The following is a 20,097-nucleotide window of genomic DNA, read 5'->3' as shown; positions in this document are numbered from 1 at the left end:
TCTGTTTATTAGATATGATGTTTATGGAAGAGAATCTAGGAGGAAAAATTTTATGAAAATTGCTGTAATAACGGATTCGACAGCATATTTAGATCAGGCTTATATTGATGAATATCAAATTAAAATAATCCCTTTAAATGTGATTTTTAAAGATGAAACATACAGAGAATTAATAGATTTAAATACGGAAGATTTTTATAAAAGAATGAGAAATGAAACACAATTACCAACTACTTCTCAACCTACAATTGGAGACTATGTAGCGTTATTAGAAGAATTGGAAAGAGAAGGATATACAGATGTGATTGCAATTCATCTATCCAGTGGTATTAGCGGTGCTTACCAAGGTGCTATTACTGCAAACTCTATGGTTGAAGGTATAAAAGTACATCCATTTGACTCAGAAATATCTTGTATGGTTCAAGGCTTTTACACGTTGAAAGCTAGTCAACTTATTCGAGAGAATGTGCCGCTTGAAAGCATTTTAAAGCAATTAGAAGAAATGAAGCAAGCAGCAAATGCATACTTTATAGTTGATGATTTAAACAACCTTAAAAAGGGCGGACGTCTTAATGGCGCTCAAGCTTTAGTAGGCACAATGTTACAGGTGAAACCTATACTTCATTTTGTTGATACTAAAATTGTCCCTTATGAGAAGGTTAGAACGAAAAAAAGAGCAATGAAACGAATCGAAGAACAAATTGCTAAAGAAATAGACCAGTCTTCGGAAGTTTCAATCTGTGTTATACATGCCAATGATGAAGAAGGCGCACTTGCTTGGAAGAAACAACTAGAAGAAAAGTTTCCAAAAGCAAATGTAATTATTAGTTACTTTGGTCCTGTCATCGGAACACATTTAGGAGAAGGCTCTTTAGGTGTAGGCTATACAACAACACCAATCGATTTAACAAAATAATATAATGTCAGCACAAAAAGCATATGCTTTTTGCGCTTTTTTATTGGAGGTAATATGAAATATTATGGCCGTATTTGTCATGATTTAAGTGACATTACTGATGAAAAAATTTTAAAAACTTTACCAGGGGTTACAATCGTTAATGATAAGTATAAATGTAATCAATGTACAAATACTGATCAAAGGATGTTCTATCATTATTATTGTTACCACTGTAATAAAGAAACTATTTATTGTAGAAGTTGTATTCAACTTGGTGAAGTTCAAAGTTGTAAAAATATATACGTGATAGAAAGTCACAGAGAAGAGACATCCGGATACTTTAAACTAGATTTTAAATTAAGTCCTCAACAAGAACTAGCTTCTCAAAAGGTTAGTGAAGCTATCTTGTCACATTCCCCATTGCTATTGCACGCAGTTACAGGTGCAGGAAAGACAGAAATGATTTTTGAAGGTATTTCTAAAGCAAGACGTAAAGGTTATAACGTGGCTGTTGTCTCTCCAAGAGTAGATGTTGTTAAAGAAGTATATTTAAGGTTGAAACAGGCTTTTGTTGATGAACAACTAGATTTATTATATGAAGGACAGTTTGCTAAATTTGACAGTACCTTTATTGTATCTACAGTTCATCAGTTGATGAGATATTATCAACATTTTGATGTGGTAATCGTTGACGAGGTTGATGCATTTCCTTTAGAAATGGACAATCAGTTAATGACAACGATAAGTAAAGCAACTCGTATACAATCTAGTCATATTTATTTAACTGCTACTCCTAACAAACAACTGCGTTCACTTTTCAAAGAACATCAAATAATAACTTTACCTGCACGCTATCACGGACACCCTCTACCTGTACCAGAATTTCATTATAATATTGTTAAGACAACAAAAATAAATCATAAATTACTAAAATTTTTAAAAAGACAAGTTAATGAAAATAGAAAAACATTTGTATTTTTCCACGATATTAATTATATGGAATCTGTATTCAAACTATATACGCAGTACTTTTCAAAGATTGAATGTGTATCGAGTCAAGATCCAGAAAGACATGAGAAAGTTAGTCGTTTAAGAAATAACGAAGTTGATATCATGTTTACAACGACTATTTTAGAGAGAGGTGTTACGTTACCAGCATTGGATGTTGTAATTATTCGAACAGATATGTTTACTTCAAGTGCTATTATTCAAATTGCAGGAAGAGTCGGTAGAAAGACTTCTAATCCGACAGGAAACGTAATATGTTACAACAAAGGGATAACTAAAGAAATGGACTTAGCAAGAAAAGAAATTATGAGCATGAATAAACTTGCTAAAGAAAGAGGATGGTTAAAGTGAAAAAATGCTTAATCTGTCAAAATTCAATAAATGAATCGATAAATTTATTGAATTTATTTAATCAATCTCAAAACATATGCCAATCTTGCCGGTTAAATTTGACGTTTAATCATAATGTACGAAGATGTACAAAATGTTTGAAAATATTATCAGAAGATGAACATGAATGTTTAGATTGTATGTGGTTATCTCAAAGTTATAAATTAATTAATCAACTACATACACTTTATGATTATCAAACTTTCATTAAAACATTGATGCATCAATATAAATTTTCTGGAGATTTAGCTTTGTACGAAATATTTCAAATACCTAGAAAGATAATTAAAAATTATGATTTAATCGTGCCAGCACCTATTAATGATAATAAACTAAGAAATAGAACTTTCGATCATGTTGCGTACGTATTAGATAAACAAAACATACCTTATACACAACTATTTCAAACAGAAGAACGAAAAAAACAAGCTTGCTTGTCGAAAACAGAAAGGTCAGAACAAAATAATCCATTTAAATTAATCGACGAAATAAACTTAGAAAATAAAAAAATATTACTAGTAGATGATATCTATACGACGGGTCTAACATTACATCAAATGGCCGAGCATTTATTTGTTAGAAAAATCAGAAAACTAGATGCCTTAACATTTGCAAGAGGATAAAATAATGGTAAAATAATAGTAGGAAGAAACACAAAGAGAATAGCGCATTAAAGGAGTCGGTGCTTTATGATCAGATTTGAAATTCATGGTGAAAACATCACAGTGACTGATCCGATAAGAAATTATATTGAGGACAAAGTAGGTAAATTAGAACGTTACTTTACAAATGTCCCAGAAGCGATAGCTCATGTTAAAATTAAAACTTATCAGGATTCAAGTAGTAAAGTTGAAGTAACAATTCCGTTGAAAGAAGTTACTTTAAGAGCTGAAGAAAAACATGATGATTTATATGCTGGAATCGACTTAATAACTAACAAATTAGAAAGACAAGTGCGTAAGTACAAAACAAAAGTAAACAGAAAGTATCGTGATAAAGGACGAGAAAAAGACATATTCGCTACTACTGAACCTGGTTATCCGGAGGAAAACGAAGAAAGCGATAGTGAAATAGAAATTATTCGTTCTAAACAGTTCGCATTGAAACCTATGGATTCTGAAGAAGCTGTTTTACAAATGAATCTACTAGGTCATGATTTCTACATCTTCACAGATGCAGAAACAGATGGAACAAGTATAGTTTACAAACGTAAAGACGGTAAATATGGTTTAATTGAAACATCAATACAATAAATGAATAAACCGAAAACTGATGCAGAACTTCTGTGTCAGTTTTCTTTGTGTAATAATAGCTTTTCGTTAAAAGAGGTGGTAATCTTAAATAGTATAAAAATAAAAATAAAAGTGTTATGATATATTGTTGTAAGATTACTAGTTTCCTAGTTGAAGGAGAGAACAAAATGGGTTTTTTATCAAAATTAGCTGATGGTAATAAGCGAGTTGTAAAATCACTTGCAAAATTAGCAGATCAAGTCATCGGTTTTGAAGACGAAATTGCAAAACTAACAGATGACCAATTAAGAGAAAAGACAGTACAATACCAAAAAGAATTAGCAGAGATAGAAGATTATAAAAAACAAGAAAAGTATTTAGATAAAATACTTCCAGAAGCATATGCAATCGTAAGAGAAGCTTCTACACGTGTATTTAGCATGACACCATTTAAAGTACAAGTTATGGGTGGTATTGCAATTCATCGTGGTGATATATCAGAAATGAAAACTGGTGAAGGTAAAACGTTAACAGCAACAATGCCTGTATATTTAAATGCTCTGAGTGGCAGAGGGGTACATGTTGTTACAGTAAACGAATATTTATCTAGTTTCCAAAGTGAAGAAATGGCAAAACTATACAACTTCTTAGGTTTATCTGTAGGCTTGAATTTAAATTCTTTAAGTACAGAAGAAAAAAGAGCGGCATATGCTGCAGATATTACGTATAGTACGAATAATGAATTAGGCTTTGACTATTTAAGAGATAACATGGTCACATACAAAGATGACCGCGTAATGAGACCATTAAACTTTGCGATTATCGATGAAGTCGACTCTATTTTAATTGACGAAGCGAGAACACCGTTAATCATATCTGGTGAAGCAGAAAAATCTACGACACTTTATACTCAAGCAAATGTTTTCGTTAAAATGTTAAAAGATGAAGATGACTTTACGTATGATGAAAAGACAAAAGCGATTACGTTAACTGAACAAGGTATTGATAAAGCAGAACGCATGTTTAAAATAGATAACTTGTTCGATGTTAAAAATGTAAACTTAATGCATCATGTCAACATTGCATTAAAAGCAAATCGTACGATGTTTAAAGACAAGGACTATGTTGTTGAAGACGGTGAAATAATGATTGTTGACCAATTTACTGGTCGTACAATGCCGGGCCGTCGTTTCTCAGATGGATTGCATCAAGCTATTGAAGCTAAGGAAGGATTAGAAATTCAAAATGAGTCTAAAACAATGGCTTCTATTACATTCCAAAACTTCTTTAGAATGTACAATAAATTATCTGGTATGACAGGTACTGCTAAGACGGAAGAAGAAGAATTTAGAAACATTTATAATATGACTGTAACTCAAATTCCTACTAATAGACCTATTCAACGTAAAGATGAAGCAGATATGATATTTGCGTCTCAAAAAGGTAAGTTTGATGCTGTAGTTAGAGATGTCATCGAATTATACAAAAAAGGTCAACCAGTACTATTAGGTACAGTAGCGGTTGAAACGAGTGAATATATCTCGAACTTACTGAAGAAAAAAGGCGTAAGACATGATGTTTTAAACGCGAAAAACCATGAACGTGAAGCGGAAATTATTCAAAGCGCTGGTGAAAAAGGCGCTGTTACAATCGCGACAAACATGGCTGGTCGTGGTACAGACATTAAACTAGGCGAAGGCGTTATAGAATTAGGTGGACTAGCAGTTATCGGTACAGAAAGACATGAATCTAGACGTATTGATGACCAATTAAGAGGTCGTTCTGGACGTCAAGGTGACGTTGGTAAAAGTAGATTCTATTTATCGTTACAAGATGAATTAATGGTGAGATTCGGCTCTGAACGCATGCAATCATTGATGGGCAGACTAGGTATGAATGATGATACACCTATTGAATCAAAAATGGTTTCAAGAGCGGTAGAGTCTGCTCAAAAACGTGTTGAAGGTAATAACTTTGATGCTCGTAAACGTCTATTAGAATATGATGATGTCTTAAGACAACAACGTGAAATTATATACGGTGAACGTAATGATATTATTGAAAATGATAATGTCGAAAATATCGTTAAAGGTATGATTAAATCTTCTCTTGAACGTGGTATAAACTATCATTTATCTGCTAATGAAGATGATATTGATTATGAAGCACTTGTTCAATATATCGAAGATTCTTATCTACAACCTGGTGTAATTAAAGCAGATGATATACGTGGAAGAGACTATGAAGATATCCAAGAAATTGTACTTGAGAAAATTAAAGACCAATATAAACATCAACAAGAAGAATTCGGAGATCAAATGTCTGAATTTGAACGTATGATTGTATTAAGAACGATAGACCGTAAATGGACAGATCATATCGATACGATGGATCAATTACGTACAGGTATTCACTTGAGATCTTATGGTCAAATAAATCCATTGCGTGAATATCAAAATGAAGGTTTAGAATTATTTGAAACAATGTTAAGTGACATTGAAGACGAAGTAAGTAAGTATATTTTAAAAGCTACAATTGACCGCGGTGAACAAGTAGAACGTCAACAAGTTGAAATTGGTGAAGCTAAACACGTTGGAGCAAACGACGGTAAAGAAAAAGTAAAACCTAAACCGATTGTTAAAGATGAACAAGTAGGTCGAAATGACCCTTGTCCTTGTGGAAGCGGCAAAAAATATAAAAATTGTCACGGTAAAGCGTAAAGGAGTTAAATTATGGAATTAACGGAAATTAAACAGATTTTAAATAAGCATAATGAAAAATTATTAAACATCAGGGGGTCTCTTTGACTTAGAAAATAAAGAGACAAACATACAAGAATATGAAGAAATGATGGTTGATCCTTCTTTTTGGGATGATCAGAATAAAGCACAAGAAATTATTAATAAAAATAATGCACTCAAGTCAGTTGTAAATGATTTTTATAATTTAGAAAATCAAATTGAAGATTTGTATACAACGATTGAATTACTACAAGAAGAATATAACGAAGATATGCATAAAGCTTTAGAGTCTGACTTAAAAACAATTAATAAAGATATAGAACAATTTGAATTGAATCTATTATTAAATGGAGAGCATGACGAGAATAATGCGATATTAGAATTACATCCTGGTGCTGGCGGAACAGAATCTCAAGATTGGGGTTCTATGTTACTCAGAATGTATCAACGATTCGCTGAACATAAAGGCTTTAAAGTTGAGACATTAGATTACCAAAATGGTGATGAAGCAGGAATTAAAAGTGTAACTTTATTAATTAAAGGGCACAATGCTTATGGCTATTTAAGAGCTGAAAAAGGTGTTCATAGATTAGTACGTATTTCTCCATTTGATTCTTCGGGAAGAAGACATACATCATTTGTTTCTTGTGAAGTTACACCAGAATTTAATAATGAAAAAATTGAAATCGAAGTTAATTCTGAAGATATATCAGTAGACACTTATAGAGCATCCGGTGCAGGTGGACAGCACGTTAATACTACTGATTCAGCGGTGCGTATTACACACCAACCAACAGGCATCGTTGTTACTTGTCAAAATGAGCGTTCTCAAATTAAAAACAGAGAGCAAGCAATGAAAATGTTAAAAGCTAAACTTTATCAAAGAGAATTAGAAGAACAAGCTGCTGCTTTAAATGAAATAAGAGGTGAGCAGAAAGAAATTGGGTGGGGAAGTCAAATACGTTCTTACGTATTCCATCCATATGCGATGGTTAAAGATCATAGAACCAATGAAGAAACAGGAAATACAAGTGCAGTAATGGACGGAGAAATTGATCCGTTTATAGATGCATATTTACGTAGTCAATTAAACGAGCAATCATAAAATAAAGTAAACAAAAATCAGGTGAAATTCTTAAATAACAAGAAATTCACCTGATTTTTTTGATGAACATAATAGTTAAGGTTTTGTGAAAAGATACACAATATCGTTTTAAAATAAACACAATCATGGTAAAATATTAATGTGATTATATATTAATATGGGGTGTAAAACATGAGATTTAAAATGGGCATTATTTCAATCGTTGCGGCTTCTTCATTAGTGTTTGCTGGATGTGGAAATTCTTCATCGGACGAAAGTAAATCTGAAGAATATAGCTCTCAGGGGGAAAAGATTTTTAAAAATAATTCTTGTGTCGGCTGTCACGGTAAAGACTTAGAAGGTGCTTCTGGTCCATCATTGAAAAATGTAGGTTCTAAACTATCAGAACAAGATATAGAGAAAATTATCAATGAAGGTAAAGGTAGTATGCCGAGTAAAGTAGTTGATGAAAAAGAAGCTAAAGAAGTAGCAAAATGGTTAGCAGAACAAAAATAAAATACAGAGTTATAAGTTACGAAAACTTATAACTCTGTATTTTTCTTTTTTTATAATTGTTACATTGTATTTTAATGAAATAAGAATTGGTAAATGGTTTTTGGATAAATTCTCCATCGACAATGATTTTTTCTGACGATATTATATTATGAATATTATTTAATACTAGCTATTAAGACTGTCATAATAAACTTTATAGATATTTTTAATTTAAATTATAGAAAGGTAACGTTTATATTACGAATATGTAACAAAGGAATTTGTGCGATGATTTTATGATATTATATTTCCAGTAATAGTTGAGGGAAACTCAAATTAATATAAATATAAATAAAAACATATAAATCTCAGGAGGATTTAACCATCATGAAGAAGACATTAGTTACGTTTGCATCTGTTACAGCTTTAACATCTTTAGTACAAACAACAGCTTTTGCTGCAGAGCATGAAGTTAAAGAAGGTGAAACATTAGCAACTATCGCACAAGAATATGGGACTTCTATTTCAAATCTTAAAGAATTAAATAAAATTTCTACTGAAGTTTCAGTAGGACAAAATATAAAAGTATTAAAAGATGACGTTTATGTTATACAAGAAGGCGATACACTCAATAAAATCTCTAAAAAATTTGACGTAACTGTATCAGAATTAAAAGAATGGAATAACTTGTCATCAGATATTATTTTAGTTGGTAAACCATTATTAGTATCAGCAGACGCTCAATTATCTGGCGATGAAGCTACTGCAGAACCAACTACTGTTTCAATTAACGCACCTGAAGCATCAGCTCAAGAAGAAAGCTTATTAAGATATGTATTTGAGCAAACTTCAACTGGTAGTGAGTATAATACTGAAGACTACCAAGCATACGCTTTACCAACGTTTAATAATGAATCGCCAACTACTGCAGTATCGTATAGCAGACCATCATCAGGTGGCGGGGCTAATTTATATACTTCAGGTCAATGTACTTACTATGCATTTAGTAAACGACCTGATATTGGAAGCACTTGGGGAAATGCTAACAATTGGGCTAATGCAGCTGCACAATCTGGTTATACAGTTAACAATACTCCTTCAGCAGGCGCTATATTACAATCTACAGCTGGTGGCTACGGTCATGTAGCATACGTTGAAAATGTTAACTCTGATGGTTCTCTACAAGTATCAGAGATGAACTATCAAGGTGTAGGAGTTGTTTCTTCACGAACAATTTCAGCTTCTGCAGCTAAAGCATACAACTATATACATTAGTCATTTTAGTTAAATATGTACAAGCAAGTAGTTAATTCAATTATGAATTTAAACTATTTGCTTTTTTTTATAACTTTAGTTGATATAATAAATGTAAATTAAGCTGAAGAGGTTTGAAGTAATGAAAAAATGGTTAAAAATCATACTAGTATTAATTTTAATGAGTATTATAGGAATAAGTATATATAAAGTGATAGACGTAAATAAGTTTCAAAATAAAGAACAATTTCAAGAACAACAGGGAGAACAAGCTTTTCCAAATAGTCATCCTGCAACTGGTTTAAATGTTAATGATGAAAAAGTGAAAACTTTTGATAAACTTGAACCAACTGAATTAAAAAAAGTAACTTCTAAAAATGAAATTACAGTTATTAATTTATTTGCTTCATGGTGCGATCCTTGTAAGAGAGAAATGCCCGAGCTTGTTAAATACGCTAAGCATTCCAATAAAGATGTGGAACTGATAGGTTTAAATGTTAAAGATAAAAGAAAACCAGCACAACAACTTATTGATGACGTTCATGTAAATTATGATATATATGTAGCAGAAGAAGACTTTTTGAAAAAGTTTAAATCTTATAATATACCAACAACACTTTTTGTGAATAAAGAAGGGAAAGTAGAAAAAGTATATTTAGGAGAATTGTCCGAAAAAACACTAAATAACTTAGTCTTACAATTAAAGGAGGAACATTAATTTGGGGGTACACCAATATTTTAAAAGTTTAACAGATTTAGAGAAATTAGTAAGATGTCCTGGAAAATTCAAATTTCAAGACCATAATGTGGCAGCACATTCTTTTAAAGTAACTAAAATAGCACAATATTTAGCTACAGTTGAAGAAGCAAATGGCCAAGAAATTAATTGGAAACTTGTATATGAGAAAGCATTAAACCACGATTATCCCGAAATATTCACTGGTGATATTAAAACACCTGTAAAATATGCTTCGTATGAATTGAAAAAATTATTTTCTCAAGTTGAAGAAGAAATGATAGAAAAGTTTATAACAGAAGAATTTCCTGAAGAATATCAAAGTATATATAGACATAGACTACAAGAGGGTAAAGATGATAGTATAGAAGGACAAATACTCAGTGTTGCTGATAAAATTGACTTGCTTTATGAATCTTTTGGAGAAATTCAAAAACGAAACCCTGAACCTTTGTTTTTTGAAATTTACGAAAGCTCATTAGAAACAATTATGCAATTCGATCATTTATCATCAGTACAAGATTTTATTCAAAATATTATACCGGAAATGTTACAAGAAAAATTTATTCCACGTTCTGAATTAAAAGAAACGACAATGACAATTCTTGAAAAACGTGAAACAAAAAGGAGTTAACGAATTGAATGATTTGGCCAATTCTAGCATTGTTCCTCCCTTGTTTACTGGTTATAGTTTTGACACAAATCACTCAAAATAAATGGATTGGATTACTGATTGCAACAGTTATTATCGGTGCATCAGTTTACAAAGGGTTCTTTCATGATGAGTTGATTATTGTGTTAGATGTTATCAGTCTAGTCGCTGGTTATTATATCGTGGACGCACTCAAAATAGATAAAATTGAATCAAGATAGATAAGAGGATAAATCAATGTGATTTTTCCTCTTATTTGTATTTTTATAAACTTAGAACGAACAAATGTTTGGTTATTTTTACAAAAATTTGTTAAAATATATTTATATATTTGAGAAAATTAGGAGGTTACTATGCAACATATTCCTTTTGAAATACATTCTGAATACTCTCCGCAAGGCGATCAACCTGAAGCAATTAAATCTCTTGTAAAGGGTATTAAAGACGGTAAAAGACACCAAACATTATTAGGTGCTACTGGTACTGGTAAGACATTTACGATGAGTAATGTAATTAAAGAAGTTGGTAAACCGACATTGATTATTGCTCATAATAAAACGTTAGCCGGGCAATTATATAGTGAATTTAAAGAGTTTTTCCCTGAAAATCGTGTTGAATACTTTGTAAGTTATTATGACTATTATCAACCTGAAGCATATGTGCCTCAAACAGATACTTTCATAGAAAAAGATGCATCTATCAATGATGAAATAGATAAATTGCGCCATTCAGCTACAAGTTCATTGTTTGAACGTAATGACGTTATTGTTATTGCGAGTGTGAGTTGTATTTACGGTTTAGGAAATCCAGAAGAATATAAGGATTTAGTAGTGAGTGTACGTAAGGGCATGGAAATGGAAAGAAATGAATTATTAAGAAAATTAGTAGATAACCAATATGCTAGAAATGATATCGATTTTAGACGTGGTACATTTAGAGTTAGAGGGGATGTTGTTGAAATATTCCCAGCATCTCGTGATGAGCTATGTGTAAGAGTCGAATTTTTTGGTGATGAAATAGATAGAATTAGAGAAGTGAATTATTTAACTGGAGAAGTTATAGCAGAAAGAGAACATTTCCTATTTTATCCAGCTTCCCACTTCGTAACACGTGAAGAAAAAATGAAAGTTGCAATTGAACGAATTGAACAAGAATTAAAAGAACGTTTAGAAGAATTGCGTAAAGAAAATAAATTATTAGAAGCACAGCGTTTAGAACAAAGAACAAACTATGATTTAGAAATGATGAGAGAAATGGGATTTTGTTCAGGGATTGAGAACTACTCAGTTCACTTAACGTTACGTCCTAAAGGCTCTACTCCATATACATTATTAGATTATTTTGGTGATGATTGGTTAGTTATGGTTGATGAATCTCATGTTACATTACCACAAATTAGAGGTATGTATAATGGTGACCAAGCTAGAAAGAATGTTCTTGTTGAACATGGCTTTAGACTGCCAAGTGCTTTAGATAATAGACCTCTTAAATTTGAAGAATTTGAAGAGAAAACGAAACAACTTGTGTACGTTTCAGCTACGCCTGGTCCATTTGAAATTGAGCATACAGATGAAATGGTTGAACAAATTATACGACCAACTGGTTTGTTAGATCCAATCATAGAAGTAAGACCTAGTAAAAATCAAATCGATGATTTAATGTCAGAAATAAACGAACGTGTTGAACAAAATGAGCGTGTTCTTATCACAACGCTTACGAAAAAAATGAGTGAAGATTTAACAACTTATTTAAAAGAAGCAGGAGTCAAAGTAAACTACTTACATTCTGAAATTAAAACACTCGAAAGAATTGAAATTATTAGAGACTTAAGAATGGGTGTTTATGATGTGTTAGTGGGTATTAACTTACTAAGAGAAGGTTTAGATATCCCTGAAGTATCGCTTGTTACAATTTTAGATGCTGATAAAGAAGGTTTCTTAAGATCAGAACGGTCACTCATCCAAACAGCAGGTCGTGCTGCACGTAACGATAAAGGTAAAGTTATTATGTATGCTGACAAAATTACTGATTCTATGAGAACAGCTATTGATGAAACAAATAGACGTAGAGAAACACAAGAAGCATATAACAAAAAATATAATATTACGCCACAAACAATTAATAAGAAAATACGCGATGTCATATCTGCTACAGTTGAAACAGATGAAGTTAACGAACAAGACAAGAAAAAAGCACCTAAGAAACTCACGAAGAAAGAAAGAGAGAAAACAATTGAGCGCGTAGAGAACGAAATGAAAGATGCTGCGAAAGATTTAGACTTCGAACGTGCATCTGAATTAAGAGACATATTGTTTGAATTAAAAGCAGAAAGGTGACTGAGATGAAAAATAAATCCATCATCGTAAAGGGTGCGAGAGCACATAACTTAAAAAATGTAGATATTGAAATACCTAAAGATCAATTAATAGTGATGACAGGTTTATCTGGGTCAGGTAAATCTTCATTAGCTTTTGATACTATTTATGCTGAAGGACAAAGAAGATATGTAGAATCTTTAAGTGCTTACGCAAGACAATTTTTAGGACAAATGGATAAGCCGGACGTTGATTTAATTGAAGGGCTGTCACCAGCTATTTCGATTGACCAAAAAACAACGAGTAAAAATCCGCGTTCTACTGTTGCAACGGTAACTGAAATTTATGATTATTTAAGATTACTATATGCAAGGGTAGGAAGACCGATATGTCCAAACCATGGTATAGAAATAAAATCTCAAACCGTGCAGCAAATGGTCGATCAAGTAATGGAGTTAGAAGAAAGAACTAAAATTCAAATTCTATCTCCAATAATTTCTGGAAGAAAAGGTTCACATAAGAAATTAATCGACGATATTGCTAAAAAGGGTTATGCAAGATTGAAAGTTGACGGCCAAATTTTAGACGTAGACGATGTACCAGAATTAAATAAAAATCAAAACCATACAATTCATGTCGTAATAGACCGCTTAGTCGTTAAAGATGGCATAGAAGCACGTCTAGCTGATTCATTAGAAACTGCTTTAGAATTAGCTGATGGTACTGCAATTGCTGACGTTATTGATGGTGATGAAATTAAGTTTTCAGAGCACCATGCATGTCCAATTTGTGGATTCTCTGTTGATCATTTAGAACCTAGAATGTTCTCATTTAACAGTCCATTTGGTGCTTGTCCATCGTGTGATGGTTTAGGCAGTAAATTAACAGTTGATATAGATTTAGTTGTGCCAGACAAAACTTTAAGCCTTAAAGATGGCGCTATATTACCATGGCAACCTATTAGTTCTAATTATTATCCAACGTTATTAGAACAAACATGTGAGCATTTTAAAATAGATATGGATAAGCCATTTAAAGATTTAACTAAAAAAGAAAAAAATATCATTTTACGTGGTCATGATGATGAAATTAAATTTGAATTTAATCAAGATTATGGTACAAAAGCAAAACGTACAAGAATGATGGCTTTTGAAGGTGTGTTGAATAACATCGAAAGAAGATACCATGATTCGCCATCTGAATATGTAAGAGAAGTTATGCAAAAATACATGGTCGAAAAAACATGTGAAACATGTAATGGTTATCGATTAAATGAAAAAGCTTTATGTGTTAAAGTAGACGGTCAACATATAGGTGAAGTTGTAAGATATTCTATAAGTGATTCGTTAAAACACTTCGATAATTTAACGCTTGATGAAACTGAACGTCAAATTGCTAAGCTAATTTTGAAAGAAATACACGAAAGACTAACATTCTTAAATGATGTTGGTTTAGAATATTTAACATTAAACAGATCATCAGGTACTTTATCTGGTGGTGAAGCGCAACGTATAAGATTAGCAACGCAAATTGGTTCAAGGTTATCAGGTGTACTTTATGTTCTTGATGAGCCTTCTATAGGACTACACCAACGTGATAATGACCGATTAATTAATACTTTGAAATCTATGAGAGATATGGGCAACACTTTAATTGTTGTGGAACATGACGAAGATACGATGAAAGCAGCAGATTACCTAGTAGATATAGGGCCTAAAGCTGGTGTTCATGGCGGTGAAATAGTTGCGAGTGGTACACCAGAAGAAGTCATGGCTAATGAAGATTCTTTAACTGGTCAATATTTAAGTGGTAAAGAAAAAGTTGTCGTGCCGGCTAAGAGAAGAAAAATAACGAAACGCAAAATTTCTGTAAAAGGTGCAACGAGTAACAATTTGAAGAATGTAGATGTAGATTTTCCATTATCAGTATTGACTTGTGTAACGGGTGTTTCTGGTTCCGGCAAAAGTTCATTAGTTAACGAAGTATTATACAAAGGACTTCAAAAACAACTTTATAATACAAAAACAAGACCTGGTGCACACAAATCTATTAAAGGTGTTAATGAAATAGAAAAAATTATTGATATAGATCAATCACCAATAGGTAGAACACCAAGATCTAACCCGGCGACATATACAGGTGTATTCGATGATATTCGCGATGTATTTAGTCAAACGAATGAAGCTAAAGTAAGAGGTTATCAAAAAGGTAGATTTAGTTTTAACGTTAAAGGTGGCCGTTGTGAAGCATGTAAAGGCGATGGAATTATCAAAATTGAAATGCATTTCTTACCTGATGTATACGTACCATGTGAAGTTTGTGATGGAAAAAGGTATAATAGAGAAACGTTAGAAGTAACATATAAAGGAAAAAATATTTCTGACGTATTAGAAATGACTGTAGAAGATGCGTATCATTTCTTTGAAAGCTTGCCAAAGATAAATAGAAAGCTTAAAACACTTGTTGATGTTGGCCTAGGTTATATTAAACTCGGTCAACCTGCTACAACTTTATCCGGTGGTGAAGCTCAACGTGTGAAGCTGGCATCTGAACTGCACAGACGTTCTAACGGTAAGTCGTTATATATTCTTGACGAACCAACAACTGGTTTACACGTTGATGATATAAAACGCTTGCTAAGTGTATTAAACAGACTTGTAGAAAATGGTGACTCTGTCATTATTATAGAACATAATTTAGATGTCATTAAAACAGCAGACTATATCGTTGATTTAGGTCCAGAAGGTGGAGATGGCGGTGGAGAAATCATCGCAACAGGAACACCAGAAGATATAGTAGAAGTAGATGCATCATATACTGGTAAATATTTAAAGCCGATCTTAGAAAGAGATCGAGCATAAAACGGGAGGCGAAAGTATGAACGAAGTACAGTTAAAGATTTTAGAATTAATCGAGAAAGACCATATTAATGTAGATGAAGCGGTGAAACTATTAGAAGCTACTTCAAATAATGGTCAAAAATCAACAGCATTCACAAGTAAATCTAGAGAAAATGTAGAAACATTATTTGAAGATTTATTTGAAAAAGTAAAATCAACAGCTAAAAACGGTAAAACTGAATTTGATAAACAATTTCAAAATAGAGAAAACAGCGATGTGGATCCAGTACAACAATTAGACGAATCATTAAGAACAATTATCCGTTCATTTAACAAAGGGAACAACGAGAATAACGATAATAATAACAACGATCAAAATAATAATTTATAAGTAGCTTAGAAAGTTACGTTTGGGAGCGGGACAGAAATCTCAGTTTAATAAAAAGATTTCGTAGTCCCACCTAGTCAGCTACTGCCTTTATAATGAGAGACTGAGACATGTATTTATGTCCTAGTCTCTTTTTTATTAGAAATAATATAAATTCTGGTCATATAGAAATTTACGAGTCTCTAAAGTTGCTAGAGAAGTGTCACGTGCAACATTTCTATATTTAAAGTCAAATAATTTAAAATAACGAACTTTAATCTTCTAGTTTTTGCTTTATTGTCACTTTTCGTATATTTATAATGATTGCAGTTATCACTAAAGTTCATTAGAATTAACATATATTAACCTAGAGGTGAACCTATGATTACGAGTAGTAAATTAATAGAACAATTTAACATGGAAGTCATTGCTGGGAAGGCTGGACTCCATCGCAAAGTAACTGAAACTGATTTATCAAGACCTGGGCTCGAGATGGCAGGGTATTTTTCACATTATTCTTCAGACAGAATTCAAGTATTAGGTACGACAGAATTATCATTTTATAATTTGTTGCCGGATGAAGAAAAAGAAGGACGCATGGCTAAATTATGTAGACCGGAAACACCAGCTATTATTATAACGCGTGGACTAGAAGCGCCTGAAGAATTAAAAGAAAGCTGTAATAGAGAGAATACGCCACTACTTATCAGCGAATCATCAACTACAAAATTGATGGGACAAGTGACAAGCTATTTAGAAAGAGAATTAGCGCCTGAAACTTCGTTGCACGGTGTACTTGTTGACGTTTATGGTGTTGGTGTTCTTATTACTGGCGATAGTGGTGTTGGTAAGAGTGAAACAGCATTAGAACTTGTAAAAAGAGGTCATCGTCTTGTAGCGGATGATAACGTAGAGATAAAAGAAATTAATAAGAATGAATTAATCGGTAAAGCACCGAAAATCATTGAACATTTATTAGAAATAAGAGGTTTAGGTATCATTAACGTAATGACATTATTTGGAGCCGGTTCGATTTTGATGGAAAAACGTATTAAATTAAATATCAATTTAGAGACATGGCACAAAGAAAAAATTTATGATCGTGTAGGATTAAATGAAGAAACATTAAAAATACTCGATTCTAAAATTACTAAGAAAACAATACCTGTTCGACCTGGTAGAAACTTAGCTGTCATTATTGAAGTGGCAGCGATGAACTATCGTCTAAACAATATGGGTATTAATACGGCAGAAGAATTTAATAATCGTCTAAATGCTGAAATATTAAAAAACGCTAGTAAGGAGAAAGAATGATGGAAGTGCTAGGGATAGATCCAGTCGCAATTCAATTAGGACCACTTTCAATTAGGTGGTATGGAATCATAATCGCATCTGGTATATTAATTGGTTATCTTATGGCACAAAGCACGGCTAAAAAGGTAGGAATTAAAGAAGAAACGTTAATTGATTTAATCATTTGGTGTGTGGTTATGGCCATCATTTGTGCGAGAATATATTATGTTGCATTTGAATGGGAATATTATAGTCAACACTTAGCAGAGATACCTTTAATTATGAACGGTGGAATTGCTATACACGGTGGATTAATTGGTGCATTTTTAACTGGGGCAATATTATGTCGAGTGAAAAACTTATCCTTCTTCCAAATGGTCGATATTGTGGCGCCAGGTATTATTTTAGCGCAAGCCATTGGGAGATGGGGTAATTTTATCAATCAAGAAGCACACGGTGGACCTGTTTCAAGAAGCTTCTTGGAAAACATACATATACCTGATTTTATCATTAACCAAATGCAAATTGACGGTGTATTTTATCAACCGACATTCCTGTATGAATCGATATGGAATATCATTGGATTTATTATTTTATTATTAATAAGACCACATTTAAAAATTGGCGAAACATTCTTTGCATATTTAATTTATTACTCTATTGGTCGATACTTTATAGAAGGATTAAGAACAGATAGTTTAATGCTTACTGAATATTTAAGAATTGCTCAAGTAATATCTATTGTCATTATTATTGCATCAATCATCTTTATATTATATAGAAGGATACGTTATGATTTACCTAAATTCAGAGAAGTTAAAGGTTATTACCATAACTCGAATTGAAAGAAGTGTTAATTTTGAGAGCATTAAAAATAAAGAAAGTTTCTGGTGCGAATCCATTATGGAAAATGTATCAAACAATACGTTTTATAAAAGTATGTAAAAATGTTATTATCATTGAAATTAGTAGATATTTACCAAGTCTTAAATGGAAACATTGGTTATATCGAAAAGCTTTAAAAATGAAAGTAGGAAGGGAAACTGCTTTTGCATTTAAAGCAACGCCAGATATTTTATACCCGGAACTTATTACACTAGGTAGTAACTGTGTAATAGGATATAATGCGACAATATTATGCCACGAGTATTTAGTAGAAGAATATAGGGTTGGTCGCGTTAACATTGGAGATAATGTGTTAATCGGAGCAAATGCGACGATTTTAGCTGGCGTTAACATTGGAAATAATGCTATTGTAGCTAGCGGAACTATCGTTTCGAAAGATGTTCCTGAGGATATGATGGCATTTGGCAATCCAATGCAACTTAAGAAGAGGCGGTGAATAAATCATTGGGAGACAATTCGAATATTATACATGTTAGGTTTGATAAAGACTTCTATTACCATAAGGCTATGGAAAAAATGAGAGAACAAGATTATATATATGCTGAGTCTTTATTTAAAAAAGCACTTGAACTATCGCCTGATGATTTTGTTATTATTCCGCCATACGCTGAATGTCTTGTAGAGCTTAATCAAAATACAAAAGCTGAAGAACTAATGTATGATCAAATAGCTAAGGGCAATTTTGTAACAGATTATTATTTTTATTTAAGTCAGATGTTCATAAAATCAAATGAACCGAACAAGGCATTTTTATTCGGTTTAAGGTATGTAACAGAGGAAGATGACCAAGATTATTTTGATGAAATGATACAAATGTTCGAAGTGAAATATGATGATCAAACAGTAGTTGAAGAAGAAGCAGAAAGATTTGTAATTCAGCATATCTTTCAATATTTATTTGGTAATGGTCGTTTAGATGAAGCATATCACTACCTTGAACGACAGCGTTTAACTATGCAAGAAGATGTGCATATCATGAATTTAAAAGCGATGGCGTTGCTGTATAACAGTAAATATGAAGAAGCAGAAGCATTATTACAAACAATCTTAGATGAGGACCCCTCAGATATTTATGCACTTTGCCATATGACATTACTCTTATATAACACTGAACAAATGGATAGATTTAACCATTATTTAAAACAATTAAGTAAGCTACATCCTATTAATGACGAAGAGTCATTTAAATTGGGTGTAGTGTTAAGTTATTTAGGTAAGCATAAATCTTCAAACCAATTGTTAGTGCCACTTTTAAAGAAACCTCAGGCGAGTACACCACAATTACATCATGCCTTAAGTTATAATTTTTATCATTTAGGTTATTTGGAAGAGGCTAAACGTCATTGGCTAAAGTTTGAAGGTAGTGTACAATACCATAGTCAATTACCTCCATGGAAAATTGACGACCTTAAAGATATGCTAGATAAGCAAGTGTTACCTTTATTAAAAGATGAAGATTATAGATATCGTTTATATGGAATATTCTTATTGGGGCATATGAAGAATAAAGAATTAGTCATGTCCCATGAAACTTGGGAAGTTTTAGAGAATTTACCTGATTATGAACGACTATATATTACGTATATCTTTCAAGATTTACATCTTAATAAACTAGGTTTTATTGATGAAGGTATGAGATTAATAGAACAATCTGAATATCAACATTATGGTAAAGAATTATTCGTGTCATGGATAGAACATGCTGAAATGTTGATTGCAGAACATGAAAATATTGAAGAAGCAACACACTATGTTGCCGCGTCGATTTATATTTATTTAAAGACATTAAATAAAAAAATAACTAAAAAAGAGATACAAAATTCATTTAACATAACAGCTTATCGCTTAAATAAAGCGATAAAAGCATTAGTGAGCATATAAGTTTG

The 20,097-nt window shown here is 32.2% G+C and carries 18 protein-coding genes; all 18 read left to right on the top strand.

Annotated features, from left to right (window positions below):
* The first annotated feature begins 52 nt into the window (after positions 1-52).
* The 18 genes from fakB1 to CD135_RS00985 all read left to right on the top strand — a co-directional run bounded on the left by fakB1 (position 53) and on the right by CD135_RS00985 (position 20,092).
* The gene (fakB1, locus tag CD135_RS01070) at positions 53-916 is read left to right on the top strand and encodes a fatty acid kinase binding subunit FakB1 (protein ID WP_016998594.1); all 864 of its coding nucleotides are present in this window, start codon (positions 53-55) and stop codon (positions 914-916) included.
* A gap of 54 nt (positions 917-970) precedes the next feature.
* Positions 971-2,257 carry a DEAD/DEAH box helicase family protein gene (locus CD135_RS01065; protein ID WP_245942522.1) on the top strand — a complete coding sequence of 429 codons (1,287 nt, stop codon included), beginning with the start codon at positions 971-973 and terminating at the stop codon, positions 2,255-2,257.
* A 137-nt stretch (positions 2,258-2,394) separates the two neighbouring features.
* Positions 2,395-2,919, top strand: a complete 525-nt coding sequence (locus CD135_RS01060) for a ComF family protein (RefSeq protein WP_103268615.1) — start codon at positions 2,395-2,397, stop codon at positions 2,917-2,919.
* A 66-nt stretch (positions 2,920-2,985) separates the two neighbouring features.
* On the top strand, positions 2,986-3,549 hold the full coding sequence (gene hpf / locus CD135_RS01055) for a ribosome hibernation-promoting factor, HPF/YfiA family (protein ID WP_017000801.1): 564 nt from the start codon (positions 2,986-2,988) through the stop codon (positions 3,547-3,549).
* 167 nt (positions 3,550-3,716) lie between these two features.
* The gene (gene secA, locus CD135_RS01050) at positions 3,717-6,248 is read left to right on the top strand and encodes a preprotein translocase subunit SecA (protein ID WP_103268614.1); all 2,532 of its coding nucleotides are present in this window, start codon (positions 3,717-3,719) and stop codon (positions 6,246-6,248) included.
* A 12-nt stretch (positions 6,249-6,260) separates the two neighbouring features.
* Positions 6,261-7,374 (top strand): peptide chain release factor 2 gene (prfB, locus tag CD135_RS01045; RefSeq protein ID WP_103268613.1). Its coding sequence is split into 2 segments (ribosomal slippage): positions 6,261-6,332 and positions 6,334-7,374, totalling 1,113 coding nucleotides; the frame shifts between segments, so codons are not numbered across the junction.
* A 171-nt stretch (positions 7,375-7,545) separates the two neighbouring features.
* Entirely contained in the window at positions 7,546-7,869 is a 324-nt protein-coding gene (cccB, locus tag CD135_RS01040; RefSeq protein WP_070044915.1) for a cytochrome c551, read from the top strand.
* Positions 7,870-8,235: 366 nt separating this feature from the next.
* Positions 8,236-9,123, top strand: coding sequence for a LysM peptidoglycan-binding domain-containing protein (locus tag CD135_RS01035; protein ID WP_017000797.1), 888 nt, complete (start codon positions 8,236-8,238; stop codon positions 9,121-9,123).
* Positions 9,124-9,244: 121 nt separating this feature from the next.
* Positions 9,245-9,820, top strand: a complete 576-nt coding sequence (locus CD135_RS01030; protein ID WP_103268612.1) for a TlpA family protein disulfide reductase — start codon at positions 9,245-9,247, stop codon at positions 9,818-9,820.
* Position 9,821: 1 nt separating this feature from the next.
* Positions 9,822-10,472 (top strand): YfbR-like 5'-deoxynucleotidase, encoded by a 651-nt coding sequence (locus CD135_RS01025; RefSeq protein ID WP_017000795.1) that lies wholly within the window; start codon positions 9,822-9,824, stop codon positions 10,470-10,472.
* 8 nt (positions 10,473-10,480) lie between these two features.
* Positions 10,481-10,711: a CsbA family protein gene (locus CD135_RS01020; protein ID WP_017000794.1), complete on the top strand. Its 231-nt coding sequence runs from the start codon at positions 10,481-10,483 to the stop codon at positions 10,709-10,711.
* 132 nt (positions 10,712-10,843) lie between these two features.
* Positions 10,844-12,826 (top strand): excinuclease ABC subunit UvrB, encoded by a 1,983-nt coding sequence (uvrB, locus tag CD135_RS01015; RefSeq protein ID WP_103268611.1) that lies wholly within the window; start codon positions 10,844-10,846, stop codon positions 12,824-12,826.
* 5 nt (positions 12,827-12,831) lie between these two features.
* Positions 12,832-15,666 (top strand): excinuclease ABC subunit UvrA, encoded by a 2,835-nt coding sequence (gene uvrA / locus CD135_RS01010; protein ID WP_103268610.1) that lies wholly within the window; start codon positions 12,832-12,834, stop codon positions 15,664-15,666.
* 16 nt (positions 15,667-15,682) lie between these two features.
* Positions 15,683-16,036, top strand: coding sequence for a hypothetical protein (locus CD135_RS01005; protein ID WP_064204491.1), 354 nt, complete (start codon positions 15,683-15,685; stop codon positions 16,034-16,036).
* A gap of 357 nt (positions 16,037-16,393) precedes the next feature.
* Positions 16,394-17,326 carry an HPr(Ser) kinase/phosphatase gene (gene hprK, locus CD135_RS01000; RefSeq protein WP_017000790.1) on the top strand — a complete coding sequence of 311 codons (933 nt, stop codon included), beginning with the start codon at positions 16,394-16,396 and terminating at the stop codon, positions 17,324-17,326.
* Positions 17,323-18,150 carry a prolipoprotein diacylglyceryl transferase gene (gene lgt, locus CD135_RS00995; protein ID WP_103268609.1) on the top strand — a complete coding sequence of 276 codons (828 nt, stop codon included), beginning with the start codon at positions 17,323-17,325 and terminating at the stop codon, positions 18,148-18,150. The genes hprK and lgt overlap by 4 nt, the downstream gene beginning before the upstream one ends.
* A 14-nt stretch (positions 18,151-18,164) precedes the next feature.
* Entirely contained in the window at positions 18,165-18,647 is a 483-nt protein-coding gene (locus CD135_RS00990; protein ID WP_017000788.1) for an acyltransferase, read from the top strand.
* Positions 18,644-20,092 (top strand): tetratricopeptide repeat protein, encoded by a 1,449-nt coding sequence (locus CD135_RS00985; RefSeq protein WP_239738735.1) that lies wholly within the window; start codon positions 18,644-18,646, stop codon positions 20,090-20,092. Before CD135_RS00990 ends, CD135_RS00985 begins: the two co-directional genes overlap by 4 nt.
* Positions 20,093-20,097 lie beyond the last annotated feature (5 nt).

It is taken from the genome of Mammaliicoccus lentus (assembly GCF_002902755.1).
Classification (GTDB): Bacteria; Bacillota; Bacilli; order Staphylococcales; family Staphylococcaceae; genus Mammaliicoccus; species Mammaliicoccus lentus.
The sequence above is the reverse complement of the archived record's forward strand: the minus strand, read 5'-3'. Positions and strand labels throughout refer to the sequence as shown.

What these genes read in the sequence shown, in the direction of transcription:
- fakB1 (WP_016998594.1), top strand. Translation starts at nt 53, where the DNA reads ATGAAAATTGCTGTAATAACGGATTCGACAGCATATTTAGATCAGGCT.
- CD135_RS01065 (WP_245942522.1), top strand. Translation starts at nt 971, where the DNA reads ATGAAATATTATGGCCGTATTTGTCATGATTTAAGTGACATTACTGAT.
- hpf (WP_017000801.1), top strand. Translation starts at nt 2,986, where the DNA reads ATGATCAGATTTGAAATTCATGGTGAAAACATCACAGTGACTGATCCG.
- secA (WP_103268614.1), top strand. Translation starts at nt 3,717, where the DNA reads ATGGGTTTTTTATCAAAATTAGCTGATGGTAATAAGCGAGTTGTAAAA.
- cccB (WP_070044915.1), top strand. Translation starts at nt 7,546, where the DNA reads ATGAGATTTAAAATGGGCATTATTTCAATCGTTGCGGCTTCTTCATTA.
- CD135_RS01035 (WP_017000797.1), top strand. Translation starts at nt 8,236, where the DNA reads ATGAAGAAGACATTAGTTACGTTTGCATCTGTTACAGCTTTAACATCT.
- CD135_RS01030 (WP_103268612.1), top strand. Translation starts at nt 9,245, where the DNA reads ATGAAAAAATGGTTAAAAATCATACTAGTATTAATTTTAATGAGTATT.
- CD135_RS01020 (WP_017000794.1), top strand. Translation starts at nt 10,481, where the DNA reads ATGATTTGGCCAATTCTAGCATTGTTCCTCCCTTGTTTACTGGTTATA.
- uvrB (WP_103268611.1), top strand. Translation starts at nt 10,844, where the DNA reads ATGCAACATATTCCTTTTGAAATACATTCTGAATACTCTCCGCAAGGC.
- uvrA (WP_103268610.1), top strand. Translation starts at nt 12,832, where the DNA reads ATGAAAAATAAATCCATCATCGTAAAGGGTGCGAGAGCACATAACTTA.
- CD135_RS01005 (WP_064204491.1), top strand. Translation starts at nt 15,683, where the DNA reads ATGAACGAAGTACAGTTAAAGATTTTAGAATTAATCGAGAAAGACCAT.
- hprK (WP_017000790.1), top strand. Translation starts at nt 16,394, where the DNA reads ATGATTACGAGTAGTAAATTAATAGAACAATTTAACATGGAAGTCATT.
- lgt (WP_103268609.1), top strand. Translation starts at nt 17,323, where the DNA reads ATGATGGAAGTGCTAGGGATAGATCCAGTCGCAATTCAATTAGGACCA.